The organism is Phenylobacterium haematophilum (assembly GCF_014196295.1).
Classification (GTDB): Bacteria; Pseudomonadota; Alphaproteobacteria; order Caulobacterales; family Caulobacteraceae; genus Phenylobacterium; species Phenylobacterium haematophilum.
In genome coordinates, this window is record NZ_JACIDK010000002.1 from 487,206 (window position 1) to 511,396 (window position 24,191).

27 protein-coding genes and 1 other RNA gene are annotated in these 24,191 nt (G+C 69.0%); 19 read left to right on the forward strand and 9 right to left on the reverse strand.

Translation table 11 applies throughout. The annotated features are described in order from the left end of the window. Nucleotides 1–97 precede the first annotated feature (97 nt). The 5 genes from GGQ61_RS08290 (at nucleotide 98) to GGQ61_RS08310 (ending at nucleotide 2,484) form a co-directional block, all read left to right on the forward strand. Nucleotides 98–346 carry a DUF4164 family protein gene (locus GGQ61_RS08290; protein ID WP_343056087.1) on the forward strand — a complete coding sequence of 83 codons (249 nt, stop codon included), beginning with the start codon at nucleotides 98–100 and terminating at the stop codon, nucleotides 344–346. 6 nt (nucleotides 347–352) lie between these two features. After that, the gene (locus GGQ61_RS08295; protein ID WP_183771446.1) at nucleotides 353–679 is read left to right on the forward strand and encodes a cell division protein ZapA; all 327 of its coding nucleotides are present in this window, start codon (nucleotides 353–355) and stop codon (nucleotides 677–679) included. Nucleotides 680–880: 201 nt separating this feature from the next. Beyond that, nucleotides 881–1,042, forward strand: a non-coding RNA gene (gene ssrS / locus GGQ61_RS08300) — 6S RNA. 23 nt (nucleotides 1,043–1,065) lie between these two features. Further along, entirely contained in the window at nucleotides 1,066–1,641 is a 576-nt protein-coding gene (locus GGQ61_RS08305) for a 5-formyltetrahydrofolate cyclo-ligase (RefSeq protein WP_183771448.1), read from the forward strand. A 6-nt stretch (nucleotides 1,642–1,647) separates the two neighbouring features. Beyond that, nucleotides 1,648–2,484, forward strand: coding sequence for a TIGR00282 family metallophosphoesterase (locus tag GGQ61_RS08310; protein ID WP_183771449.1), 837 nt, complete (start codon nucleotides 1,648–1,650; stop codon nucleotides 2,482–2,484). 72 nt (nucleotides 2,485–2,556) lie between these two features. On the opposite strand, the gene GGQ61_RS08315 is transcribed toward GGQ61_RS08310, so the two are convergent. Continuing rightward, the gene (locus tag GGQ61_RS08315; RefSeq protein ID WP_183771450.1) at nucleotides 2,557–2,757 is read right to left on the reverse strand and encodes a tautomerase family protein; all 201 of its coding nucleotides are present in this window, start codon (nucleotides 2,755–2,757) and stop codon (nucleotides 2,557–2,559) included. Between the two features lie 108 nt (nucleotides 2,758–2,865). On the opposite strand from GGQ61_RS08315, the gene GGQ61_RS08320 reads away from it, so the two are divergent. Next, nucleotides 2,866–3,216, forward strand: a complete 351-nt coding sequence (locus GGQ61_RS08320) for a phage holin family protein (RefSeq protein WP_183771451.1) — start codon at nucleotides 2,866–2,868, stop codon at nucleotides 3,214–3,216. Between the two features lie 64 nt (nucleotides 3,217–3,280). Here GGQ61_RS08320 and groL read toward each other — a convergent pair whose 3' ends face one another. Beyond that, entirely contained in the window at nucleotides 3,281–4,921 is a 1,641-nt protein-coding gene (gene groL, locus GGQ61_RS08325; RefSeq protein ID WP_183771452.1) for a chaperonin GroEL, read from the reverse strand. A gap of 53 nt (nucleotides 4,922–4,974) precedes the next feature. Continuing rightward, nucleotides 4,975–5,262, reverse strand: coding sequence for a co-chaperone GroES (gene groES / locus GGQ61_RS08330; RefSeq protein WP_056017581.1), 288 nt, complete (start codon nucleotides 5,260–5,262; stop codon nucleotides 4,975–4,977). Nucleotides 5,263–5,480: 218 nt separating this feature from the next. Here groES and GGQ61_RS08335 point away from each other — a divergent pair, with 218 nt between their 5' ends. From GGQ61_RS08335 to GGQ61_RS08360, 6 genes are all read left to right on the forward strand, one after another. Continuing rightward, on the forward strand, nucleotides 5,481–5,900 hold the full coding sequence (locus tag GGQ61_RS08335; protein ID WP_183771453.1) for a hypothetical protein: 420 nt from the start codon (nucleotides 5,481–5,483) through the stop codon (nucleotides 5,898–5,900). A gap of 81 nt (nucleotides 5,901–5,981) precedes the next feature. Further along, nucleotides 5,982–6,365 (forward strand): VOC family protein, encoded by a 384-nt coding sequence (locus GGQ61_RS08340; RefSeq protein WP_183771454.1) that lies wholly within the window; start codon nucleotides 5,982–5,984, stop codon nucleotides 6,363–6,365. A gap of 356 nt (nucleotides 6,366–6,721) precedes the next feature. Beyond that, nucleotides 6,722–8,035, forward strand: coding sequence for an acyl-CoA dehydrogenase family protein (locus GGQ61_RS08345; RefSeq protein WP_183771455.1), 1,314 nt, complete (start codon nucleotides 6,722–6,724; stop codon nucleotides 8,033–8,035). 107 nt (nucleotides 8,036–8,142) lie between these two features. After that, entirely contained in the window at nucleotides 8,143–8,661 is a 519-nt protein-coding gene (locus GGQ61_RS08350) for a GNAT family N-acetyltransferase (RefSeq protein ID WP_183771456.1), read from the forward strand. A 255-nt stretch (nucleotides 8,662–8,916) separates the two neighbouring features. After that, nucleotides 8,917–9,675 carry a sulfite exporter TauE/SafE family protein gene (locus GGQ61_RS08355; protein WP_183771457.1) on the forward strand — a complete coding sequence of 253 codons (759 nt, stop codon included), beginning with the start codon at nucleotides 8,917–8,919 and terminating at the stop codon, nucleotides 9,673–9,675. Continuing rightward, a complete protein-coding gene (locus GGQ61_RS08360) occupies nucleotides 9,672–10,265 on the forward strand; it encodes a GNAT family N-acetyltransferase (protein WP_183771459.1) in 594 nt (197 codons plus the stop codon). Before GGQ61_RS08355 ends, GGQ61_RS08360 begins: the two co-directional genes overlap by 4 nt. Here GGQ61_RS08360 and GGQ61_RS08365 read toward each other — a convergent pair. Next, entirely contained in the window at nucleotides 10,262–11,137 is an 876-nt protein-coding gene (locus GGQ61_RS08365) for an SDR family NAD(P)-dependent oxidoreductase (protein ID WP_183771461.1), read from the reverse strand. The genes GGQ61_RS08360 and GGQ61_RS08365 overlap by 4 nt on opposite strands. 127 nt (nucleotides 11,138–11,264) lie before the next feature. Here GGQ61_RS08365 and GGQ61_RS08370 point away from each other — a divergent pair, with 127 nt between their 5' ends. Continuing rightward, on the forward strand, nucleotides 11,265–12,998 hold the full coding sequence (locus GGQ61_RS08370) for an alkyl sulfatase dimerization domain-containing protein (protein ID WP_183771463.1): 1,734 nt from the start codon (nucleotides 11,265–11,267) through the stop codon (nucleotides 12,996–12,998). Between the two features lie 95 nt (nucleotides 12,999–13,093). Here the strand turns inward: GGQ61_RS08370 and tadA are convergent, their stop codons facing one another. After that, nucleotides 13,094–13,540, reverse strand: a complete 447-nt coding sequence (tadA, locus tag GGQ61_RS08375; RefSeq protein ID WP_183771465.1) for a tRNA adenosine(34) deaminase TadA — start codon at nucleotides 13,538–13,540, stop codon at nucleotides 13,094–13,096. Nucleotides 13,541–13,552: 12 nt separating this feature from the next. On the opposite strand from tadA, the gene GGQ61_RS08380 reads away from it, so the two are divergent. Together GGQ61_RS08380 and rsmD are read left to right on the forward strand one after the other, a co-directional pair. After that, a complete protein-coding gene (locus GGQ61_RS08380) occupies nucleotides 13,553–15,313 on the forward strand; it encodes a pseudouridine synthase (protein ID WP_246370588.1) in 1,761 nt (586 codons plus the stop codon). Beyond that, nucleotides 15,313–15,882 (forward strand): 16S rRNA (guanine(966)-N(2))-methyltransferase RsmD, encoded by a 570-nt coding sequence (gene rsmD / locus GGQ61_RS08385; RefSeq protein WP_183771469.1) that lies wholly within the window; start codon nucleotides 15,313–15,315, stop codon nucleotides 15,880–15,882. The genes GGQ61_RS08380 and rsmD overlap by 1 nt, the downstream gene beginning before the upstream one ends. On the opposite strand, the gene GGQ61_RS08390 is transcribed toward rsmD, so the two are convergent. Then, entirely contained in the window at nucleotides 15,879–16,154 is a 276-nt protein-coding gene (locus GGQ61_RS08390) for a YjhX family toxin (RefSeq protein ID WP_183771471.1), read from the reverse strand. The genes rsmD and GGQ61_RS08390 overlap by 4 nt on opposite strands. Before the next feature lie 356 nt (nucleotides 16,155–16,510). On the opposite strand from GGQ61_RS08390, the gene GGQ61_RS08395 reads away from it, so the two are divergent. Genes GGQ61_RS08395 through GGQ61_RS08405 form a run of 3 tightly spaced genes read left to right on the forward strand, consistent with a single transcriptional unit; the run spans nucleotide 16,511 to nucleotide 19,799 of the window. Beyond that, nucleotides 16,511–18,115: an ATP-binding protein gene (locus GGQ61_RS08395; protein ID WP_183771473.1), complete on the forward strand. Its 1,605-nt coding sequence runs from the start codon at nucleotides 16,511–16,513 to the stop codon at nucleotides 18,113–18,115. A gap of 56 nt (nucleotides 18,116–18,171) precedes the next feature. Continuing rightward, entirely contained in the window at nucleotides 18,172–19,221 is a 1,050-nt protein-coding gene (locus GGQ61_RS08400) for a DUF2157 domain-containing protein (protein ID WP_183771475.1), read from the forward strand. Next, the gene (locus GGQ61_RS08405) at nucleotides 19,218–19,799 is read left to right on the forward strand and encodes a GDYXXLXY domain-containing protein (RefSeq protein ID WP_183771477.1); all 582 of its coding nucleotides are present in this window, start codon (nucleotides 19,218–19,220) and stop codon (nucleotides 19,797–19,799) included. Before GGQ61_RS08400 ends, GGQ61_RS08405 begins: the two co-directional genes overlap by 4 nt. Nucleotides 19,800–19,955: 156 nt before the next feature. Here GGQ61_RS08405 and mutL read toward each other — a convergent pair whose 3' ends face one another. Further along, nucleotides 19,956–21,824 (reverse strand): DNA mismatch repair endonuclease MutL, encoded by a 1,869-nt coding sequence (gene mutL / locus GGQ61_RS08410; protein WP_183771479.1) that lies wholly within the window; start codon nucleotides 21,822–21,824, stop codon nucleotides 19,956–19,958. Nucleotides 21,825–21,888: 64 nt separating this feature from the next. Between mutL and GGQ61_RS08415 the strand changes: the two genes are divergently transcribed. Next, on the forward strand, nucleotides 21,889–22,872 hold the full coding sequence (locus tag GGQ61_RS08415; RefSeq protein ID WP_183771481.1) for a TraB/GumN family protein: 984 nt from the start codon (nucleotides 21,889–21,891) through the stop codon (nucleotides 22,870–22,872). Nucleotides 22,873–23,019: 147 nt separating this feature from the next. Here GGQ61_RS08415 and GGQ61_RS08420 read toward each other — a convergent pair whose 3' ends face one another. Continuing rightward, on the reverse strand, nucleotides 23,020–23,592 hold the full coding sequence (locus GGQ61_RS08420) for a DUF3035 domain-containing protein (protein WP_183771483.1): 573 nt from the start codon (nucleotides 23,590–23,592) through the stop codon (nucleotides 23,020–23,022). Nucleotides 23,593–23,671: 79 nt separating this feature from the next. Next, nucleotides 23,672–24,169, reverse strand: a complete 498-nt coding sequence (gene lspA, locus GGQ61_RS08425; RefSeq protein WP_183771485.1) for a signal peptidase II — start codon at nucleotides 24,167–24,169, stop codon at nucleotides 23,672–23,674. Nucleotides 24,170–24,191 lie beyond the last annotated feature (22 nt).

Below are 24,191 nucleotides of genomic sequence, written 5' to 3' on the forward strand. Positions count from 1 at the left end.
TCGGCGCAAGGCCGACGCAGTCTATAGATTAACGAACACACTTTCGGAGCGCGTGATTATGCGGGAGCCGGCGGGTGAAAGCCCTCTCGATCAGGCTGTGAAACGGCTGGATCGGGCGATCTCTCAACTTGAGCAACGCCTTGCCGGCTCGGCCGGTCAGGGCGGCGGCGGGCTGTTCGACCAGGACGGCGTCCGGCTGGCGGCCGAGCTTGAAAAAGCCAAGGTGCGCGAGAAGGAGCTGGAGGAGGCCGGCGCGGAGGCCTCTGCGGCTCTGGGTCGCGCCATCGCCGAGATCAAGGCGGCGCTGTCCGGCGAGCCGGCCGCGCAAGAGACCGAGGAGGCGTAAAGGCCCATGGCTCAGGTCAACATCACCGTGAACGGACGGCCCTATGCGGTCGGCTGCGAAGACGGCCAGGAACATCACCTGTTGGAGCTCGCCCGGCTGTTCGACCGCCAGGTGCGCCAGGTGTCCGAGGACATGGGCCAACTGGGCGAGACGCGACTGTTCCTGATGGGCGCGCTGCTGCTGGCCGACGAACTCTCAGACCTGCGCGGCCGCCTCTCGGTGGTGCAGGCAGAGCTGGCCCGCTTCCAGTCCGATCAGGCCCGGGTCGAAACCCGCGCCGTCGGCGCCCTGGAAAACGCCGCCAAGCGCATCGAGAAGCTGGCGCAGGGGTAGCAGCGTGTCATCCCGGTTTGCGAAGCAAGACCGGGACCCATGAACACCAGATGGATCTAAACCTGATCCGCCCTCCTTTTTTCCGCACTTGCGGCGCGAATGACTCCCGGTCTTCGGCTGCGCCGAAACCGGCATGGCAGCTTTGGATGATCCATCCCGCTTGTACCGGCGCCCCCGCGGCCCTACCTTGGTTCCCGGCGGGTCATGCTGTGGCTCTCGTCGAAGGCAATCTATCCCAGAGACCTTAATTTCTTCGAAGGGATCTGTCCCTGTCCGGTCCCGTGGGGCCGGGCATATGGAGCCCACCTGGTTAACCAGGTCCGAGGGGATAAAACCGTCCTTCACGGCTCTCGCGGCGCCGCCACCCTTCGCGCTAAGCTCGCGCGGTGAACCTTCCCCCTGACAAAACGAAACTTCGCAGCGTGCTTCGCAAGCGCCGTCGGGCGCTCGACGCGGCGCGGCCTGACGCCGCCCAGGCCGCCGCGGCGGCGCTGCCGCTCGAGGCGCTGCCCGCCTTCGAGTGGTTCGCCAGCTACCATGCGGTGGGTTCGGAGCTCGACCCTGCCCCGTTGGCCGCGCGGCTGGTCAAGGCCGGCGGCCGGTTGGCCCTGCCGGTGACGCTCGCCGCCGACGCGCCGCTGATCTTCCGCGCCTGGCGCGCAGGCGACGAGCCGCAGATCGACGCCTTCGGTGTGCCGACGCCGCCGGCCAGCGCGCCGCAGGTGACGCCCAGCCTGGTGATCTGCCCGCTGCTGGCCTTCGACAAGGCCGGCGGGCGGCTGGGGCGGGGCGGGGGGCATTACGACCGCACGATCGCGGCGCTGCGGGCGGCCGGTCCGGTGTTCATGCTGGGCCTGGCCTATGCCGGCCAGGAGGTCGACGCCCTGGTCATGGAGCCGCACGACCAAAGGCTGGACGCCATTCTCACGGAAAACGGGTATACGGAGCTCCGAAAGGACTAATTCCGCATGCGCTTTGCTTTCTTCGGGGACGTCGTCGGCCGGGCCGGCCGCGAGGGCCTCGCCGATCACCTGCCGCACCTGCGCCGCGCGCTGGGCCTCGAGTTCGTGATCATCAACGCCGAGAACGCGGCCGCCGGCTTCGGGATCACCGAGAACACCGCGCGCGAGCTGTTCGACGCCGGCGCCGACTGCCTGACCCTGGGCAACCACTCCTGGGATCAGAAGGAGGCGCTGACCTACATCGTGCGCGAGCCGCGCCTGATCCGGCCGCTGAACTATCCGGTGCTGGCCGACGCGCCGGGCCGGGGCGCCAACCTGTTCGAGACACGCGAGGGCAAGCGGATCGTGGTGATCAACCTGCTTGGGCGGGTGCACATGGATTCGCTGGACGATCCGTTCGCCGCCGTCGACCGCGAGCTGGACAAGGCCCCGCTGGGCATGGTCGCCGACGCGGTGGTGGTCGACATGCACGCCGAGGCGACCAGCGAGAAGATGGCCATGGGCCACTTCTGCGACGGCCGCGCCAGCCTGGTGGTGGGCACCCACACCCACGTTCCGACCGCCGACTGCCAGATCCTGCCGGGCGGCACCGCCTATCAGACCGACGCCGGGGCCTGCGCCGACTACGACAGCGTCATCGGCAACCAGAAGGAAGAGCCGCTGCGCCGGTTCACGACCCGCATCTCCGGCGGCCGCTACAAGCCGGCCGAGGGCCCAGCGACCGTATGCGGCGTGTTCGTCGAAACCGACGACTCCACGGGCCTGGCGCGGCGGGTCGAGCCGATCCGCATCGGCGGGCGGCTCAGCCAGCAGATCCCGCAGATGGACCTGGCGAGCGCCTAGCGCGCCAGGCGCGGGCGCAGCGTCTCGAGGGGGCAGCTTGCCAAAGCGGGGCGCTTGTGACCGGTCTGAAACTCAGCCGGTCCTGCGGTCCCGGGCGGCGACGCTGATGCCGCCCGTCCCCCAGTTTTCGGCCGGCACCTCGTCGATCACCACGAAGGTCGAGGCCGGGTTCTTGTTCAGCACCTTGACCAGCAGGTCGGTCGTCCCCGCGATCAATTCGGCCTTCTGCTCTTCGGTGGCGCCGGGGGTGATGCGGATGTTGACGTAGGGCATGAGGACTCCTGGCCAGTTCCGAAGCAGACTTAGGCTCCGGCGGTGCGATTGCAAAGCCGCGCGCCCGGCCTCATCGTCGCTTGCAGCAAAGCTACGGAGCCTTCCTCGATGACCCGCTTTATCGCCCGCGTGATCTTCGCCGCGCTGGGCCTCGCGCTCGCCGCCTATCTGCTCAGGGGCGTGGGCTACGACAGCTTCGTCGACCTGCTGCTGGCCGCCCTGCTGCTGGGGGTCCTGAACGCGGTGGTGCGGCCGATCCTGTTCGTCCTGACCCTGCCGCTGACCATCGTCACCCTGGGGCTGTTCCTGCTGGTGCTGAACGCGGCGATGATCGGGCTGGTGGCCTGGATGCTGCCCGGCTTCTGGGTGCACGGTTTCTGGTCGGGCGTCGCGGCGGCGATCATCACTGGCCTCGCCAGCTGGGCCGGCGGCGTGGTGATCGGCGACGCCAAGCGGTAGCTTCAAAGAAAAAGGGCGGAGCTCGCGGCTCCGCCCTTTCCGTAGTTCGACGGGTGTCGTGGACTTAGAAGTCCATGCCGCCCATGCCGCCCATGTCCGGCATGCCGCCGGCCGGAGCGTTCTTCTTCGGAGCCTCGACGATCGCCGCTTCCGTGGTGATCAGCAGGCCCGACACCGAGGCGGCGTCCTGCAGAGCGGTGCGCACGACCTTGGCCGGGTCGATGACGCCGTCCTGAACCAGGTCGACATACTGCTCGGTCTGAGCGTTGAAGCCGAAGGTCGGCGAGGTGCTTTCGAGGATCTTGCCCACGACGATCGAGCCTTCGACCCCGGCGTTTTCCGAGATCTGACGGATCGGCGCCTGCAGGGCGCGACGCACGATGGCGACGCCGGCGTCCTGGTCGGCGTTGTCGCCCTTCAGGCCGTCGAGGACCTTGGAGGCCTTCAGCAGAGCCACGCCGCCGCCGGGGACGATGCCTTCTTCCACCGCAGCGCGGGTGGCGTTCAGGGCGTCGTCGACGCGGTCCTTCTTTTCCTTCACTTCGACTTCGGTCGCACCGCCGACGCGGATGACCGCAACGCCGCCGGCCAGCTTGGCCAGACGCTCTTGCAGCTTTTCCTTGTCGTAGTCGGAGGTGGTCTCTTCGATCTGACGCTTGATCTGGCCGATGCGGCCTTCGATCGCGTCCTTAGCGCCGACGCCGTCCACGATGGTGGTGTCGTCCTTGGTGATCTGGACCTTCTTGGCGCGGCCGAGCATGTCGAGGGTGACGTTCTCGAGCTTGATGCCCAGGTCTTCGCTGATCAGCTCGCCGCCGGTCAGGATGGCGATGTCTTCCAGCATGGCCTTGCGGCGATCGCCGAAGCCCGGAGCCTTGACGGCCGCGACCTTCAGGCCGCCGCGCAGCTTGTTGACCACCAGCGTGGCCAGGGCCTCGCCTTCGACGTCTTCAGCGATAATCAGCAGCGGGCGACCCGACTGGACCACGGCTTCCAGCACCGGCAGCAGCGGCTGCAGCGAGGAGACCTTCTTTTCGAAGAGCAGGATGAGCGGCTCGTCGAGCTCGACTTCCATCTTGTCGGCGTTGGTGATGAAGTACGGCGACAGGTAGCCGCGGTCGAACTGCATCCCCTCGACGACGTCGAGTTCGGTTTCCAGGCTCTTGGCTTCCTCGACGGTGATGACGCCTTCGTTGCCGACCTTGGCCATGGCCTTGGCGATCATTTCACCGACTTCGGTGTCGCCGTTGGCCGAGATGGTGCCGACCTGAGCGATTTCCGAGTTGGTGGTGACCTTCTTGGCGGTCGACTTGATCTCTTCGATGACCTTGATCACCGCCTTGTCGACGCCGCGCTTCAGGTCCATCGGGTTCATGCCGGCGGCGACCGACTTCAGGCCTTCGACGGCGATGGCTTGCGCCAGCACGGTGGCGGTGGTGGTGCCGTCGCCGGCCTTGTCATTGGTCTTCGAGGCGACTTCGCGGATCAGCTGGGCGCCGAGGTTCTCGAAGCGGTCAGCCAGTTCGATCTCCTTGGCGACCGAGACGCCGTCCTTGGTCGAGCGCGGGGCGCCGAAGGACTTTTCGATGACGACGTTGCGGCCCTTGGGGCCGAGGGTCACCTTCACCGCGTTGGCGAGGGTGTTGACGCCGCGCAGCATGCGGTCACGGGCGTCGGAGGAGAAATAGACGTCTTTGGCGGCCATTTTTCTCGTCTTTCAGAAAGAGTGGATGGGGGAGGAAAGGCGAAAGGGGGTGGTTACTCGACCACGCCCAGGACGTCGCTTTCCTTCATGATCAGCAGGTCCTTGCCGTCGATCTTGACCTCGGTGCCCGACCACTTGCCGAACAGGATGCGGTCGCCGGCCTTCACGTCGAGGGGCTGAAGCTTGCCGTTGTCATCACGAGCGCCGGGGCCGACGGCGACGACTTCGCCTTCCTGCGGCTTTTCCTTGGCGGTGTCGGGGATGATGATCCCGCCCTTGGTCTTTTCTTCTTCCTCGACGCGCTTCACGAGGACGCGGTCTCCCAGAGGACGAAACGCCATGTCTTATATCTCCGTTCGGGACGGTTGAATGCCTATCGGTCAGACCCCGGGCGCGACTATTAGCAGCCGCGAGCCCTGAGTGCTAACGCAGGGCGGAGGTAGGCAAGGGGGCGAGGCGAGTCAAGCGCGGCGCGCGGCGGTTTTTGATTCCGCTTGGTTACCGCGGCGGGCGGCAGATAGGTTGGAGCCTGAGGGAACACCAGGAGAAGTACACCACCATGCGCCGCATTTTCGCGCTCGCCGGCCTCTGCGCCTTGGCCGCCGCCACCATCGCCCAGGCCGAGACCTGGACCCCCTACGCCAAGACCGCCAACGGCCTCGAATGGTCCTATGACGCCGACTACTCGTACCGCGACGTCCAGAGCGGCCGCGTAGTCGTGATGCAGGCGGTCGGCAAGCCGGGCGCCGAGCCGCGCATGGGGCCGTCGGGTCCGGGCAAGGCCGACGGGGTCGGCTTCGTGACCGCCGTCGACTGCAGCGGCAAGTCGATGATCAGCCTCGGCGGCTACTCCCCGAAGAAACCTCTCGAACTCTCGACCACCTGGCGCACCGCTACCCCGGGCGCGGCCAAGAGCGCCGAGGACAAGGCGCTGGTCGAAGCGGTCTGCAAGAACACCGCGGGCCTGGCCGCGAAATAGGCGGCGAACCGGCGGGGCTGCTGACAGGTTTGCGTCAGTCCCGCCGCTAAGGCTGGCGGTCGACATCCAAAGGACAAACCCATGCTCGACCATCTCGGCCTCACCGTCAGCGACTTCAAGCGGGCCAAGGCCTTCTACGACGCCGCGCTCGCGCCGCTCGGCGTGGCCGTGATGATGGAGGTGGCGCCCGAGCAGACCGGCGGCACCAGCCATCTTGGCTACGGCTCGGACGGCAAGCCCTACTTCTGGATCGGCGACGCCGGCGCGACCACCGGCTCGCTGCACGTGGCCTTCGTCGCCCCCGACCGCGCCACGGTCGACGCCTTCTATGCCGCGGCCCTCGCCGCCGGCGGACGCGACAACGGCCCGCCCGGCCTGCGCGAGCACTATCACCCGACCTACTACGGGGCTTTCGTGCTGGATCCGGACGGTCACAACATCGAAGCCGTCTGCCACCACGGCTGACCTGATAGGCGCGCGGCGAAAATGGCGCCGCGAGGCCTGGTGTTACCGACCGGTCACTCCCATATTTAGGCCATGATGCTGATCATCAAGATCGTTCCGGCGCTGGCGATCCTGGCGCTCGCCGCCGCCCTGGTGGTGCTGAGCCTGCCGGCCCCGCTCTACGCCTGACCCCGCGTCTCTGCGGCGGTCTCTTCCAGTTCCGATTTCGCCGGGCGCACCCTTGCTCCGTAAGGGTTTGCGCCCGCGCGCCTGCGCGCGTCCAACGCTCTACGCCGTAAAATTAAAACGCTTGTTTGATTTTGCGAGAATATGGGCCAAAACTACCGCCAACCAAGATCGCAGCAGGAGAGACCCAGATGACCGAGGCCGCCAAACAGTCCAGCTTCACGCTGAACGTGCAGGACGAACTGAACGACCTGCGCATGTCGGACAAGGCGCTGCCGCTCTACAATCAGGTGAAGCAATTCATCAAGGACGTGGTCCAGCCCATGTCCGAGGAATTCCACCGCCTGGGCGAGGGCAAGACCGACATCTGGAGCTACGCCCCTGGCCAGCTCGAAGTGCTCGAAGCCGCCAAGGACAAGGCCAAGGCCGCGGGCCTCTGGAACTTTTTCCTGCCCGACGCCCACACCGGTGAAGGCCTGTCGAACCTCGACTACGCCTACATCGCCGTTGAGCTCGGCAAGAATCCGATGGCGTCGGAAACGATGAACTGCGCCGCCCCGGACACCGGCAACATGGAAGTGCTGGAGCGCGTCGGCACGCCGGAGCAGAAGGAAAAGTGGCTGAAGCCGCTGCTGGAAGGCAAGATCCGCTCGGCCTTTGCGATGACCGAGGTCAACGCCGCCTCGTCCGACGCCAAGAACATCAACACCCGCGCCACTCTGGTCGGCGACGAGTACGTGATCAACGGCGAGAAGCACTACATCTCGGGCGCCGGCGACCCGCGCTGCAAGATCATGATCACCATGGTCCAGACCAGCCCCGACGGCCCGCCCCACCTGCGCCAGTCGCAGATCCTGGTGCCGACCGACGCGCCCGGCGTGAAGATCCTGGGCCCGATGAATGTGTTCGGCGATCCGGACGCCCCGCACGGCCACATGCACATCGTGTTCGACAACGTCCGCGTGCCGGCTTCGAACATGCTGCTCGGCGAAGGCCGCGGCTTCGAGATCAGCCAGTTGCGCCTCGGCCCGGGCCGCATCCACCACTGCATGCGCGCCATCGGCCAGGCCGAGAAGGCCCTCGACCTGCTGGTCACCCGCGGCCTGACCCGCGAGGCGTTCGGCAAGCCGATCATCCAGCTGGGCGGCAACATCGAGATCGTCAGCCGCGCCCGCATCGAAATCGAAGCCATGCGCCTGATGGTCCTGAAGGCCGCCAAGGCCATGGACATCCTGCCGCGCGATGAGGCTCGGATCTGGATCCACATGGTCAAGGCCATGGTGCCGGAGCGGGTCTGCACGATCATCGACCAGGCGATCCAGATGCACGGCGCCCTGGGCGTCTCGCAGAAGACCCCGCTGGCCCGGATGTACACCTCGACCCGCACCCTGCGCCTGGCCGACGGCCCGGACGAAGTGCACCACATGGTCGTGGGCCGCAACGAGGTCCGCCAGTACCGCGAGATGCCGCACGATCCGTCGACCGCCGCGGTGTTCCGCAACTAGGCGTCGGCTGACCAGACTGCACAGGATCAGGCCCCGGGAGACCGGGGCCTTTTTCTTTGGGCGGCGGCCCATCGACCCGTGTGTCCAGCTCGGCCTAGGCTCGGGCCATGAGCTATCGCATCAGACGGCTGAAGGCCGACGAAACCCTCCGCGCCGCGCCGGCCCTCGGCGTCGTGCTCAAGGACTGTGTAGACGGCGGGGCATCGGCCTCGTTCATGGCCGACCTGACCCTGGACGAGGCGACCGCGTTCTGGGAGGGGGCGGCTTCGGCCCAGCGGGGGGACGGCCGCGCCGTGCTGGTCGCCGAAGACGACGACGGCGTGTTCGGCGTCGTGCAGGTGATCGCCGCGGGCATGCCCAACCAGCCGCACCGGGGCGATGTCGCCAAGATGCTGGTGCATCGGCGCGGCCGGCGGCGCGGCGCAGCTGAGGCGCTGCTGGCGGCGGCCGAGCAGGCGGGCCGCGATCTCGGCCTGACCCTGCTGGTGCTCGACACCGTCACCGGCGGCGACGCCGAGCGGCTCTATGCGCGCCTCGGTTGGACGCGGGTCGGGTCGATCCCGAACTACGCGCTGATGCCTGACGGGACGCCCTGCACCACCACCTACTTCTACAAGGACATCTGACAGCAACGCCTGTTTCGGTGTAAGCAGGGTTCGCCCACCGCGAACCTCCGTCCGGCGCGACCGCCGGGAGGCGACGTATGGGCAGCCGGGTCGATCCGCAGGCGCGCGATCCCCGACGACGGCTAGCGGCCTTCAGGCCGGCGGCGCAGCGGGCGGACCCGCAGCCTCTTTCCCGCGCGCGTGTCGCGCAGCTGACCGGTGGAGACGGGGGCCTGTGTCCCCCTTCCGAGCCGGCCGCAACTCGGAGGACTGTCCATGGGCCTGATCTCGGCTCTCTTCATCATTGCGATGGCGTTCGTCACCGCCACCCTCTCGGGGGTGTTCGGCATGGCCGGAGGGCTCATTTTGATGGGCGGGCTGGCCTTCGTGCTGCCTGTCTCGGCCGCCTTCGTCACCCACGGGGCCTTGCAGCTGGTCGCCAACGGCTGGCGCGCGGTGCTGCATCGCCAGCACGTGCGCTGGGACATCGTCGGCTGGTACGCCGTCGCCTCGGCCGCGGCCGGCGGCGTGGTCGCGCTGCTGGCGATCGTGCCGTCCAAGCCGGTGCTCTACCTGCTGATGGGCCTGGTGCCGCTGCTGCTGTGGCTGCCGCAGCGCTGGATCAACCTCGACGCCGCCAAGCCGCGCCAGGCCTTCATCTCCGGGCTGCTGGTCACCGGCCTCAATCTGACGGCCGGGGTCGCCGGGCCGCTGCTCGACATCTTCTTCGTGCGCACCAGCCTGGCGCGGCACGCCATCGTCGCCACCAAGGCCGCGACCCAGGTGTTCTCGCATATCGCCAAGATGCTGGTGTACGGCGCGCCGCTGCTTCTCAGCCGTCCGCAGGACCTGCCGCCATGGTGGGTGTTCGCGATCGCCGTGCCCTTGTCGATGGCGGGCACCGTGGTCGGCGGCTGGATCCTCGACCGCATCACCGATGTGGACTTCAAGCGCTGGACGAAGTGGATCGTGACCGGGATCGGAGTGATCTATCTGATCCAGGCCGCTCAACTGTTCCTGCGAGGCGGCGCATGAAGATCGAACCCAAGATGCTGGAAAACGCCTTCTTGCGGCTGGAGCCGATCGGCGACCAGCATCGCGAAGGCCTGCGCGCGGCCTGCAACGCCGACCAGGACATCTGGACCAACCTCTATCCATTCTCCTGGGCGAACGAACACTTCGACCCGACCTGGGCCAAGCTGATCGGCGACCAGGCGCAGGGACACACTCATCCCTACGCGGTGGTGGCCCGCGGCGAGGTGGTCGGCCTGACGACCTTCTATGCGATCGACGCGGCCAATGCCGTGCTCGAGGTCGGCGGCACCTACTACCGGCCCGACGTGCGCGGCGGGGCGGTCAATCCGGCCGCCAAGCGGCTGATGATGGGCCATGCCTTCGACAGCGGCGCGCGGCGGGTGGTCTACCGGGTCGACGCTACGAACGCCCGCTCGCGCGCTGCGGTGCTGAAGCTGGGTGCGGTGCAGGAAGGGATCCTTCGCCAGGACCGGGTGACCTGGACCGGCCGCATCCGCGACACGGTCATCTTCTCGATCCTGGCGCAGGAGTGGCCGGCCGTCCGCCAAGCGCTCGACGAACGGCTGGCCGGTCTGGCGGTCGGCGCCTAGGCGCTGGCCGCATTCTTTTCCTGAGCGGCCGGGAAGAACACTTCCGACGCGTGCTCGGCGACCTCTTGGGCGGTGTAGGGCCGGCCCGGTGTGAAGCCGTCGGTCTGCATCATCTTGATCTCGCGCACCCCCCGGGACGAAACGCCCAGCACCTTGCCGGTGTGGTCGGCGGCGAGATCGGAGGCCATGTAAAGCACGCCCGGCGCGATGTTCTCCGGCAGGGCCATCGGATCGGGCTCCTTGTCGCGGAAGCCCGGCAGGTCCGAGGTCATGCGGGTGAACGCGCCAGGGGCCAGGCCCATGACCCGGATGCCGTACTTGCGCCCTTCGATCGAGAGCACGCGCATGAAGCCGTAGATGCCGGCCTTGGCCGCGCCGTAGTTCGACTGGCCGAAGTTGCCGTACAGGCCCGAGGTCGACGAGGTCATGATGATGACGCCGGGCTTGCCGTTGTCCTTCATCCACTTCCACACCGGCATGGTGCAGCAGTAGGTGCCCTTCAGGTGGACCTTCACCACCAGGTCCCAGTCCTGCTCGGAGGTGTTGGCGAAGGTCTTGTCGCGCAGGATGCCCGCGTTGCAGACCAGGATGTCGACCTGACCGAAATTATCCAGGGCGGTCTTGAGGATGTTCTCGCCGCCTTCGACGGTCGAGACGTCGTCGGTGTTGGCCGCCGCCCTGCCGCCCGCGGCGATGATGTCGTCGACGACCTTCTGCGCCGCGCCCTTGTCAGAACCGGAGCCGTCGCGCGGTCCGCCCAGGTCGTTGACCACGACCGCGGCGCCTTCCTTGGCGAACAGCTTGGCGTAGGCCTCGCCCAGGCCGTTGCCCGCGCCGGTAATGATGGCGACCTTGCCGCTCAGCAATCCCATGTCGTTTCTCCCTTATGATCTAACTTATGGGGTCATCTTCGGGGCGCTGTTTTGCGCTGGCAAGCCTTGACCGCCACAGGCGCTCGGCTCCAATTGGCGTGCGCAATGCCAATAGGGAGCGACCTCGATGATCCGCATGCTGGCCCAAAAGGCCGCGCTGACGGCCGCGCTGGCCGCCGCCGGCGCCGCCTTCGCTCACGAGCCGGCTCCGCGGGTCGCACCTTCGCTCGCCGCCCACACCGCCGAGTTTTCCCCGCCCAAGGTCTATGAGCCGGCTCCGGGGATCTTCTCGGCGGTGGGCTACGGCATCGCCAATTCGATCATGGTGGTCGGCAAGACCGGGGTGGTGATCATCGACACCACCGACAGCCTGGACGAGGCCAAGAAGGTCTGGGAGCAGTTTGCCCCGCACGCTGGCGGCAAGCCGATCGTCGGGGTGATCTACACCCACAATCACAACGACCACATCAACGGCGCCCGCGGCTTCCCGGTGGCGGACGGCGCCAGGATCATCGCCCACGACACCCTGCTGCGCGAGGCGGCCAAGTGGAACGGCGTCGCCGCTCCGGCCATCGCCGCGCGGGCCGCGCGCATGTACGGGGTGTTCCTGCCCAAGGGGACGCCCGACGGGTTTGTCAGCGTCGGGATCGGGCCCTACCTCTCGGCCTTCAGCGGCGGCGGGGCGGGCGGCTTCATCCCGCCCAATACGGTGTTCGCCGACAAGCTCGAGATCACCCTGGGCGGCGAGCGGTTCGTGCTGGCGCACGCGCCGGGCGAAACCGAGGACCAGATCCTGGTCTGGATGCCGGATCGCAAGGTGCTGTTCCCCGGCGACAACATCTACAAGGCCTTCCCCAACCTCTACACGATCCGCGGGACCAGCTACCGCGACCCGGTTCAGTGGGCGGACTCCATCGACCGAATGCGCGAGCTGAAGCCGGACGTGCTGGTCCCCTCGCACACCCGTCCGATCGTCGGGGCGCAGGCCATCGCCACCGAGCTCACCAACTATCGCGACGCCATCCGCTTCACCCATGACCAGACCGTGCGCTGGATGAACCAGGGCCTGACCCCGGACGAGATCGTCGAGAAGGTGAAGCTGCCGGCCCATCTGGCGGACGACCCATACCTCTTCGAGCACTACGGCACGGTCGAGTGGTCGGTGCGCTCCATCTTCGCCGGCTACATGGGCTGGTTCGGCGGCGACCCGGCCAGCCTGTCGTTCGATGCGCCGGACGTGCGCGCGAGGGAAGTCGTCGACCTGGCCGGCGGCGCCGCACCGGCGCTGGCTGCGGCGCAGAAGGCCTTCGACGAGGGGCGCTGGAAGTGGACGGCCGAACTGACCGGCTATGTCGGCCGCGCCGATGCGGGCCTGAAGCCGCAGGCCGACGCCCTGCAGGCCAAGGCGTTCCGCCAGCTCGGCTACGACAGCGTCTCGCCCAATGGGCGCAACTACTACCTGGAGCGCGCCGCCGAGCTCGAGAAGAAGGCGCCCGGCTGGTCCCAGATCATCAGCGCCCGCCAGAGCGGCTCGCAGGCTGCAGGGTTGCCGGCCGCCGCGGTGGTGGCGACCTTCCCGGTGCGGCTGAACGCGGAGAAGGCGGCGAACGCCCAGGCGGCCATGGGGCTGAAGCTGGCCGGCGACGGCGACTGGACGATCCGCGTGCGCCGCGGCGTCGCCGAGACCCCGACCGGCGTCGCCGCCGACGTCCCGCTGGTGGTCGCCGCGACCAAGGCCGATTGGGTCGGGGCGCTGGCCTCGTCCAGCGCGATGCAGGCGGCGCTGGCCTCCGGCAAGGTCAAGATCGAGAAGGGCGACCCGACGGCGCTCGCCAGCTTCCTCGACCTGTTTAGGGGGTGATCTTCCACCCGCCTAGCGCCTGGACCTCGTCAGCCGGGGGACCTGAGCGGCGCCGGCGATCCGCAGCGCGGCGGCCAGGATCGGCGTGCGCATGCTCAGCCCTTCTTCTTGCGCCGCGCCCGGAAAAAGTCGCGCAACAGCTCAGCGCTTTCTTCGGCCAGCACTCCGCCGGTGACCTGCGGGCGCCAGTGGCAGGTCGGTTGTTCGAAGAACCTCGGTCCGTGCACGACGGCGCCGCCCTTGGGATCTTCGGCCCCGAACACGACGCGGCCGATGCGCGCATGGCTGATTGCGCCCGCGCACATCGCACAGGGTTCCAGCGTGACGACCAGGGTAAGATCGGTCAGCCGGTAGTTCCCGAGCTTCGCGGCGGCTTGCCTTAATGCGACGATCTCGGCATGAGCGGTCGGATCGTGCGCGCCTATCGGGCCGTTGGCCCCGATGGCGACGATCTCGTCGGTCCTCGGATCGACGACGACGGCGCCTACGGGAGTTTCTCCGCGTGACGCAGCGTCTTGCGCCGCCGCGAGCGCGATGCGCATGGTGCGATGATCATGATCCACGACCCCCAACGAAACGACGAGACGCCCTCCGGTCAAGGTGAGCGCGTCGCAAAGGCGCTGGCTCGGGCAGGCGTAGCCTCCCGGCGAGACGTCGAAAAACTCATTGAAGAGGGCCGAGTGGCCCTGAACGGCGAGGTGCTGACCAGCCCGGCGGTGAACGTCCGGCCTGACGATATTCTCACGGTCGACGGCGAGGTCGTCGACGCGGCCGAGCCGACGCGGCTGTTCCGCTATCACAAGCCGATCGACCTTCTGACCACGCACAAGGACCCGCAGGGCCGCCCGACGGTGTTCGACGCGCTGCCGCCGGGCCTGCCGCGCCTGATCTCCATCGGCCGCCTCGACATCAACTCCGAAGGCCTGCTGCTGCTCACCAACGACGGCGAACTGGCCCGGGCGTTGGAGCAGCCGTCCAGCGGCGTCGTGCGGGTCTATCGGGTGCGCGCCCGCGGGCGGGTGACCCAGGCCGATCTCGACAAGCTGCAGGATGGCGTCACCGTAGACGGCGTCCGCTACGGCCCGCTGGAAGCCAAGATCGACAAGGCGAAGGACGGCCCGAGCGGCGCCAACATCTGGATCACCGTCACCATCGCCGAAGGCAAGAACCGCGAAGTCCGGAAGGTGCTGAAGTCGGTCGGCCTGGAGGTCGGGCGGCTGATCCGCATGTCCTATGGCACGTTCGCGCTCGGCTCGCTGCCGATCGGCCAGATCGAGGAAGTCGGCCCGCGGGTGATCCGCGAGCAGCTGGTCGAATACATCTCGCCAGAGAATCTGCCGACCGGCGACCGTCCGTCGTTCAAGGCCCCGAAGGCCCCGCCCGGCGCCCATGCTGTGCATGATGGCACAGGCCGTCGGGGCTCGTCGGCCCGTCCCGCGGCGGAGCCGAAGCCCAAGCCGACCTACAAGGAAGGCTGGGCCCGGCCCAAGGTCGAGATCAAGGCCGGCGCGGTCAAACGACGCCGCGCGCCGCGTCCCGAAGACGAGGCCGCGCCCGCCGTGCCGCTCGCGCCGCGCCGCCGTTCGGCCCGCATTCCCGGCGACACCCCGGGCGGCATTCGCAGCTATGCCCCCGGCGACCCGCTGGCCCCGCCGCGTCCGCCTCGGCCGGGCGGCCCGAAGCGCAAGCCCGGCGGTCGCGACGACGGCCCGCGCAAGGGCGCGACCCTGATCGAGCGCGGTCCGCGCTCCAACGACGGCAAGCCGGCCAGGCCGCGCGGCTTCGGCCCGCGTCCGGAGGGCCGTTCGGACGATCGTCCCCGTGGCGACTGGGCGGGGCCCGCCCGCGGTCCGCGCCGTGAGGGCGACGCGCCGCGCGGCGAAGGCCGTCCCGAGCGCGGCCCGCGTCCCGACCGTGGCCCGCGCGGCCCGCGGCCGGACGGTGACGCGCCCCGCGGCGAGGAGCGCGCCGAGCGCTTCGACGGCCCGCGCGGTCCGCGCCCGTCGGGCCCGCGTCCGGGCGGCAAGCCAGGTTTCGGCGGCCCGCGCTCGGGACCTCGTCCCGGAGGTCCGCGCAGCGATGCGCCGCGCGGTGAAGGACGTCCCGAACGCGCCGACGGCCCGCGTGGGCCGCGGCCAGGCGGCAAGCCGGGCTTCGGCGGTCCGCGGTCCGGGCCCCGCTCCGACGGCCCGCGCGGCGATGGCCCGCGTTCCGATCGTCCGCGGTCGGGCCCTGGCGGCAAGCCGAGCGGCCCGCGTCCTGGTCCCAAGGGGCCGCGGCCCGGCGGTCCGCGCGGTCCTAAGCGGGACGGCTGATGCGCATCGTCTCGGGAGAGTTCCGCGGCAAGGCCATCGCCACGCCGGAGGGCGATCGCACGCGTCCGACCTCCGACCGCGCGCGCCAGGCGGTGTTCAACATCCTTGAGCACGCGGCATGGTCGCCGGGCGTGCGCGACCTGCGGATCATCGACCTGTTCGCCGGTTCGGGGGCGCTGGGCTTTGAGGCGCTGTCGCGCGGCGCGGCCTTCTGCCTGTTCGTCGAGACCGACGAACTGGCCCGCGGCGCGATCCGCCAGAACGTCGACGCCATGGGCCTGTTCGGACGCACGCGGGTGCATCGCCGCGACGCCACCGACCTGGGGACGCGGCCCGGCGCGGACGGTCCGGCCTTCGATCTCGCCTTCCTCGATCCGCCCTATGGCAAGGGCCTGGGCGAGGTGGCGCTCGCCAAGCTCGCCGCCGGCGGCTGGTTGGCCCCCGGCGCGGTGGTGATGTTCGAGCGCGGCAGCGACGAACCCGACTTCGAGGTCGAGGGCTTCGAGAAGCTGGACGCGCGCGACTACGGCGCCGCGCGCGTCCATTTCCTGAAGTTCGCCGGCGCCTAGAAGGTGCGGGCGGTGGTGCGGTTGTCGAGCTGGCTGCGCAGGCTCTTCAGTCCCTCCTTGGTGATTTGATAGGGCTGGCTGTCGCGGCTGGCGATCAGCCGCTTCTGCTTCAGGCTCTTGAAGACCGCGACGTTGCAGTCGCTGAGCACCCAGCCGTCGCGGGTGACGCAGTCGGCCGCGAGGATGTCGCCGCGATGGTCGCGTTCGAGGATGATCCGGCCGCCTTGGGCCAGGGCGTGCAGCGTGCGTTGCTGCGCTTTTGAAACGTTCAATGGAATATCCAGCGTTCAGGCATGAGGAAACGCGCCCGGGCCAGATCTCGTGAAAACGAGGGCGCGGACGTTGGGGCCTGACTGCCGATTTCAGACGAGGACGCCGGCTCGGCGGTTAGGCCCGGACCTCGAACGCAAGCTCAGACATGAAATCCTCTTCCTTGAGCCGTACTTGGCGATGATGGCGCAGCCGAGCGCGGCCGTCCAGGGCGAGGGCGGGACGTCTCTCGCATGTGACGCCCAGATGACGATTGTGTGACATTATGTATTTGATTTAACAAAGAAAGCGTCGACGGATTCACGGCTCATTAGTCGAGGATGGACTAAGCGCTGCTCGACCCGCGAGAGCTCCTTCGATGTCCGCCACTCTGCTCGACCTGATCCAGTCGATCGCGCCGATCACGCCCGAGACGCTAGGCCAAGACGTGTACGACCGCTTCCAGAGCGAGCCCGACACCCTGGCCATCGCTGTCGTAGATGCGGAAGGCCGTCCCGTAGGGTTGGTCGAGCGCAACGCCTTCTTCGTGGCCATGGCCGCCCACTACGGCCGCGCGCTCTACGGCCTGAGGCCGATCTCGCTGCTGATGAACGCCGCGCCGCTGATCGCCGAGGGCGACACGCCGGTGGCCGAGTTCTGCGGCGACGTGCTGGCCGACCGCTCCAGCGAGGTCATGAAGGGCTTCGTGGTGGTGAGCGGCGGGCGTTACGCGGGCGTCGGCTCGACGCTGGCCCTGCTGCAGGCGACCAACGCCGCCAACCGCGCCCACGCCGAGGAGATGACCCGGCTGGCCGACACCCTCAACCAGGCCAAGCTGGAGGCCCAGAGCGCCCTGACCGCCAAGTCGCAATTCCTGGCGGTGATGAGCCACGAGATCCGCACGCCGCTGAACGGGGTGCTGGCCATCGCCGACATCCTCCAGCGGCGGCTGGGCGATCCGGCGTTGAAACCCTACGTGACCACCATCCAGGATTCCGGGCAGACCCTGCTGCGGCTGCTGACCGACGCCCTCGACTTCAGCCGCGCCGACGCCGGCCAGCTGGAGCTCGCCGAGGACAGCTTCCACCTGCCGGGCCTTCTGGACGACCTGTCGGCGCTCTGGACCGCGCGGGCCGAGCTCAAGGGGCTGAGTCTTTCCTTCCGCTATGAGGGCGCGCGCGACCAGTGGGCGCTGGGCGACGCTGTACGGATCAAGCAGGTGTTCAACAACCTGATCGGCAACGCCCTGAAGTTCACCCGCCATGGCGGCGTGCAGGTGACGTTGCGGGCTCGCCGCAGCGACGTGCATGTGCTGGTCGAGGGCGAGGTGCGCGACAGCGGCGTCGGCATCCCCGCCGATCGCCTGGGCGCGATCTTCCAGCCGTTCAGTCAGACCGAGGCGGGCGTGCGCGAGGGCGGCGCGGGCCTGGGCCTGTCGATCTGTCGCCAACTGGTCGAACAGATGGGCGGCGCCATCGGCGTGACCAGCGACGAGGCCGGAACCGCCTTCGGCTTCGAGTTTCCGCTGTTCGACCTGCCGGCCCCGACCGACGCCGAGATTTCCGCCGAACCCGATCTCAGCCAGGGGGCCGGCGGCCTGCACGTGCTGATCGCCGACGACAACGCCACCAACCGTCTGGTGGCCGAGACCCTGTGCGGCATGTTCGGGTGTACGAGCGAAAGCGTCGAGGACGGCGAACAGGCGGTCAGCGCCGCGGCCACCGGCCGCTTCGACCTGGTGCTGATGGACATCAAGATGCCGAACCTCGACGGCGTCGGCGCCACCCGCCGCATCCGCGGCCTGGCCGGGGCAGCCGCTCAGGTCCCCATCCTAGCCATCACCGCCAACGCCGATCCCTGGGATGCGGCCAGCTATCTGGCCCAGGGCATGGATGGCGTGGTCGAGAAGCCGATCAAGGCCGAACGCCTGCTTAGCGCCATCAACGGCCTGTTCATCGAGGACGCGGAGTCGGTCGCGGCCTGACCGGTTGCCTGCGCCGCCGGCATGGGCGAGGGTCTGGCCTCGGCGAGGAGGCGCGGATGGCGAGCTACAGGGCTCGACTGACCAAGGACCTGGATGAGTGGATCGCGGCGGGCCTGGTGCCGGCGGCGAATCGCGGCGCGATCCTGGAGCGGGTGTCGGACGGCCGGCGGATCGACGCCTCGGCCGCCCTGGCAGTGATCGGGGCGCTGTTGCTCGGCGCTGCAGCCATCGCCTTCGTGGCCGCCAACTGGGGCGCGATCCCGCGTCTCCCGCGGTTCGGATTGATCGTCGGCCTCTTCCTGGCGGTGGCGGGCGGCGGGGCCTGGGCCGCGCGCGTCGGGCGTCCGTTGCTGAGCAACACCCTGCTGGCGGTGGCGGCGCTGGTCTACGCCGCGGCCATCGGCCTGACCGGCCAGATCTTCGACATCGCCGGCGATCCACAACGCGCCTTGCGCAGCGCCGGTCTAGCCGCGGCCCTGCTGACGATCGCCGGACGCTCCAGCGCCGCCGGGGTGGTCGCCTTGGCCCTCTTCGGGTTCGGGGAGTTCGCCGGCCGCTTCGACGGCGGCGAGAGCCGCTGGCTGATCTTCGCCGCGCCGGTCGGCATGGGCCTGGCCTGGCTCTGGAATTCCAAGCCGCTGGCGCACGCCTCGGCTCTGGCGCTGATCGTCGGGCTGGTGGCGGCGATCGCGCAGTTCGAACGTTGGGGCGCGACCAGTCTGCTGGCCAGCGCCGCCGTGCTAGCGCTGCTGGCGGGGGGTGCCCGGCAACTCGGCGAGCGGCGCACGGCGCTGATTTTCCTGCTCTGGTTCGTCTGGGGGGCGCTGGTGTTCTACGGCGTCGCCGGGTTCGACGAGTTCAAGGGCGGCGCGCTGATCGCCCACCGCGCCGCCTGGCTGATCCTTTCGGGCGGGGTGATCGCGCTGGGCATGCACGACCGCCAGGGCATGGTCACGGCGGCCGGGGTGGTCTCGATGATCGCGGCGGTCTGCACCATCCTATTTGATCTGGGTCTTGGCCTGATGACCGCGGCGGGTCTGTTCGCGGTCTGCGCGCTGATCGCGCTGATCGCCGGCGGCCTGACCCGGCGGAGGGGCAAGGCATGATGCGCAATCTGCCCCTGCGCATCGCCGCCGCCTCCGCCGTCCTGGTGTTGCTGCTGGTCGGGGTCGTGCTGCGTGAGAACGGCGCCCGCGCCACCGGCCGCGAGGCGCTGCTGCCGATGGAGGCGGTCGATCCGCGCGACCTGCTGACCGGCCACTACGTCGCCCTGCGCCTCACCCAGCAACTGGCGCTCGGCCAGCCCTGTCCGCGCGAGCGATCGACCTTCGAGGACGGCGGCTGGATCGGCCTGAAGCCTGCGGGCGGCCACTACCGTTTCATCGGCGTCGGGGCGAGCCGCCAGGCCGCCCTGGCCGGGGGCGCGGAGCTGGCGGTGCGCGGCGGGGTCTATTGTTCGCGCACGGCGTTTGGAAACACCGAGTCCGACGTGGTCACCCTCGACATCGGCGTCGACCGCTTCCATGCCGACCAGGACGAGGCCCAGGCCATCGAGAAGGCCCTGCGCGAGCGCCGCCAGGGCGAGGCCCCGGCCTTCGCGGTCGTCTCGGTGGGGGATGACGGCCGCGCGCGGCTGAAGGGCGTGATCGTCGGCGGCAAGCGGACCGACCTGACCTGGTGGTGAGTCGGGCTACCGGCGTCATCCCGGTTTCGGCGAAGCCGAAGACCGCGGCCCATTCGCGTCTGAGTCTGAATAATGGGGCGCGGCCGAGCCGTATCCTGATCTATCCGGTGTTCATGGGGCCGGGTGTTGCTTCGCAAACCGGGATGACACTTTGGTTCAGCGCCGCCCGAACAGCCGCTCGATGTCGGCGAGCTTTAGCTCCACATAGGTCGGGCGGCCGTGGTTGCACTGACCCGAGTGGGGCGTGGCCTCCATCTGGCGCAGCAGGGCGTTCATCTCCGGCGCGGTCAGCCGCCGGCCGGCCCGGACCGAACCGTGGCAGGCCATGGTGCCGCAGACCTCGGCCAGCCGTTCTTTGAGCGCCAGCGCCTGGCCGTTCTCCGACAGGTCGTCGGCGATGTCGCGGATCAGGCCCGAGACGTCGGTCTCGCCCAGCAGGGCCGGGGTCTCGCGCACCAGCACCGCGCCGGGGCCGAAGGATTCGACGACTAGGCCCATGGCCTCCAGTTCGTCGGCGCGGGCGACGACGCGCTCGGCCTCGGCGGGATCGAGCTCGACCACCTCCGGCAGCAGCAGCACTTGGCGCGCGACCCCGCCGCCGTCCATCTGCACCTTCATCTGCTCGTAGACGAGGCGCTCGTGGGCGGCGTGCTGGTCGACGATGACCACCCCGTCGCGGGTCTGGGCGACGATGTAGGTCTCGTGCACCTGGGCGCGCGCGGCGCCCAGCGGGAAGTCGACAGGGTCGAAGACCACTGACGGCGCGGGCGCCTCCTGAACGCCCGGCGTGTAGGCCGCCGGCGCCGGCGGCCATTCGGCGACCTCGGCGCGGGCCGAGATGTCGGTCAGGCCTGGAATGGCCGCAGCGATGGCCGGGGCCCAGCCGCCGGCCTGCCAGGCCGAAAAGCCCTGCGCCGAAGGCTGCGGCGGCGGATAGCTGGGCTGCGGCGACCAGCCAGGGCGCAGGTTGGAGAGGGTGTCGCTGGCGACGGTGGTGGCCGCACGGTGCCCGGCGCTGGCCAGGGCGTGGCGCAGGCCGCCGACGATAAGCCCGCGGACCAGGGCCGGATCGCGGAAGCGCACCTCGGCCTTGGCCGGGTGGACGTTGACGTCGACCAGCGACGGGTCGAGGTCGAGATAGAGCGCCACCAGCGGATGACGGTCACGGGCCAGGAAGTCGGCATAGGCCCCGCGCAGCGCGCCTTGCAGCAGGCGGTCGCGCACCGGCCGGCCGTTCACGAACAGGTATTGGTGAGCGCTGTTGCCGCGGTTGAAGGTCGGCAAGCCGGCGAAGCCGGTCAGCCGCACCCCCTCGCGCTCGTGGTCGATCTCCAAGGCGTTTTCGGAGAACTCGCGCCCCATGATCGAGGAGAGGCGGGCCAGCCGCCCGTCCGCCCCCTTGCTCTCGGCGGGCAGTCGCAGCGTGCGCCGCCCGTCGAGATCGAGCGCGAAGGAAACCGCCTCGTGCGCCATGGCCTGGCGCTTGATCTCGTCGGCGATGGCCAGCGCTTCCGAGCGCTCGGATTTCATGAACTTGAGCCGCGCCGGGGTGGCGTAGAAGAGGTCGCGGACCTCGACCCGCGCCCCGTGCGGTCCCGGAAAGCCGGAGGGCGTCACCGCCCCGACCTGGCCGCCCTCGACCAGGATGGCGTGGGCGTCGGCCAGGCCCTTGGCCCGCGAGGAAATCGACAGCCGCGCCACCGAGCCGATCGAGGGCAGGGCCTCCCCCCGGAAGCCGAGGGTGTGGATATGCAGCAGGTCGTAGTCGCCGGCGTCGTCGGGGGCGAGCTTGGAAGTCGCGTGCCGTTCGATCGCCAGGGCCAATTCGTTGGCCGACAGCCCGCAGCCGTCGTCGGCGACGAGGATGCGGGTCAGCCCGCCGCCGTCGGCCTGCACCTCGATGGAACGCGAACCGGCGTCCAGCGCGTTTTCCACGAGTTCCTTGATGGCGCTCGCAGGGCGCTCGACCACCTCGCCGGCGGCGATGCGGTTGACGGTTTCGGGCGGAAGACGGCGGATGGGCATGGTCACGCTTCGATTAGCTCGTCACTATATGGCGATTCCGGGGGGCAAGTCTGGAAGGTGGTCCGTGAAACCGACCCTCGGCGTGGCGCTGGCCGCCGTCATTCTCGCATCTCCCGTTTCGGCCCAGGTTCCCCTGGTTCCGGTCCCGCCGTTGCCGGCCGGGGTGGTCGATCCCAACGAGACCCTGGTCGAGGAACTGGTGGTCACCGCGCGGCTGCCGGGACCCGCCTGGTGGCGCGTCTCCAACGGCACGTCCACCGTCTACGTGCTCGGCGCCCCGACCGTGGCGCCCAAGCGCCAGCAATGGGACCGTCTGCAGTTCGAACGCCATCTGGAGGGCGCCAACGCGGTCATCCTGCCGTTCACCGGTCTGAAGGTGAAGTTGGCCGGCGCGCCGGGGGCGGCGATCAGTTATCTGCGCCTGAAGTCGGGTAAGCCGTTCGAAGACAGTCTCAGTCCCGCCGAACGCGAGCGGTTCGTCGCCGTGCGCACCAAGCTCGGTCAGCCGGCTGACCACTACAAGACCAAGCATCCGCTGGCCGCGGCCTTGATGCTCACCGACGACTACCGCGAGAAGGAGAACCTCACCACCGCCGACCCGACCAAGCTGATCAAGCTGTTGGCCCAGCAGGGCGGGGTGAAGGTGGTGCAGCGCTCCTATGACCTCGGCCCTTTGCTGGGCGCGGTGATCCGCACATCGCCGGCGGCCGGCGAGGCCTGCCTGGACGAGGTGATGGGCGAGATCGAGGCCGGTCCGGGCCGCACCCTGGCCGCCTCGCGCGCCTGGGCCGACGGCGACGTGGCCGGGGCGCTGGGGGCCGAGCGCAGCTACGAGCGCTGCATCGCCGTCACACCGGGCGCCCAGGCGTTCGACGCGCGGGTGAAGAAGGATCTGGCCAGGGACATCGAGACGGCGCTGAAGGCGCCGGGCCACGCCATCGCCGTGGCGCCGCTGCGCACTCTGCTGGCCCAGGGCGGCGTGCTCGATCAGCTCCGCGCCAAGGGCTACGAGGTCAAGACGCCGGGCGATGTGGAGGCGGGGGAATAAATCTAAATCCTCCACTCTTGGGGGAGGTGGATCGGCGTGTAGCGCCGAGGCGAAGGGGGACTGCTCTCAACGAAGAGCGTCAAAGTCCCCCTCAGTCAGTCTGTAGGCTGACAGCTCCCCTAGATGGGGAGCATATGATCGTGCGTCCTACAGGCCCGGCAGCTTGATGCGGGTCTGCTTCTCGCGGGAGATCACGACCGGCGCGCCGCCGGTCAGACCCTTGATCTTGGCTTCCTCGGCGGCCGGATCGACTGGGGCCGGGACGTTGTCGCCCGCCGCCGCCACGACCGCGGCGCTCCCGCCCGTGGTGTCGCCCGGCTTCCAGAACATGACCTTGTCGGCGAACGACTTGTCCTTGTGGGCCAGGGCGCCGGTTTCGTCGTCGACGACGTAGCGGATCAGCGGGTCGGCCTTGTCGGCGCCGGCCTTGGCGACGAGCAGCTTCTCGCCGTCCGAACGGGCCTGAGCCTCGCGCGCGCCGAGCAGGGCGTTGCGCGCGGCGCTTTCCGGCTGCAGCTCCTGCGGACGCGGCTCGCCGGGGGCCGGCGGGCGCAGGGCGTATTCGGGCGGAACCACCAGCGGGGCCTTCGACACCACGCGGAACTCGTCAGGGGTGACCTTGGTCATGCCCAGGGCGTTGCGGGTGGAATTGCAGCCCGCGAGGCCAAGGCCGGTCGCCGCGACGAGGGCGGACGCGACGAGCACACGGTTCAGACGCATCAACTTTGAGTCTCCGAAAGCCGCCCCCCGGCGGTGAAGGGTGGGTAAATAGCGCATACGGGCATACCCGCCAACGCGATTAAGCAGCCGATTCCTTACGCAGGGAATCGAGCAACAAGAAGACGACGCCGATGGTGATGGCGCTGTCGGCGACGTTGAACACCCAGGGGAAGAAGCCCAGGCGCTGGAAATCCAGGAAATCGACCACCGCGCCGAAGCGGATGCGGTCGATGGCGTTGCCGATCGCCCCGCCGATCACCAGCCCCAGCCCGACGCTCAGCATCGGACGATCGGCCTTGCGCACCCAGATCGACAGGGCGATCGCGACCGCGATCGAGAAGATCGTCAGGATCCAGCGCACCAGGTCGGCGTCGGCGCGGAACAGGCCGAAGCTGACGCCGCGGTTCCAGACCATGGTGAGCGAGAACGGCCCGGCGATCGGCGTCGAGAACCGCGCCGGCAGGTCGTAGACATAGAGGATCCAGTACTTCGACAACTGGTCGGCCAGGATCACGAAGGCGGCCAGGCCATAGGCGGCCCAGCCGAGTTTGGAGATGGACTTCAAGAGTGCTCCCATTTTCCGGTCGCCCCGCAGGAGC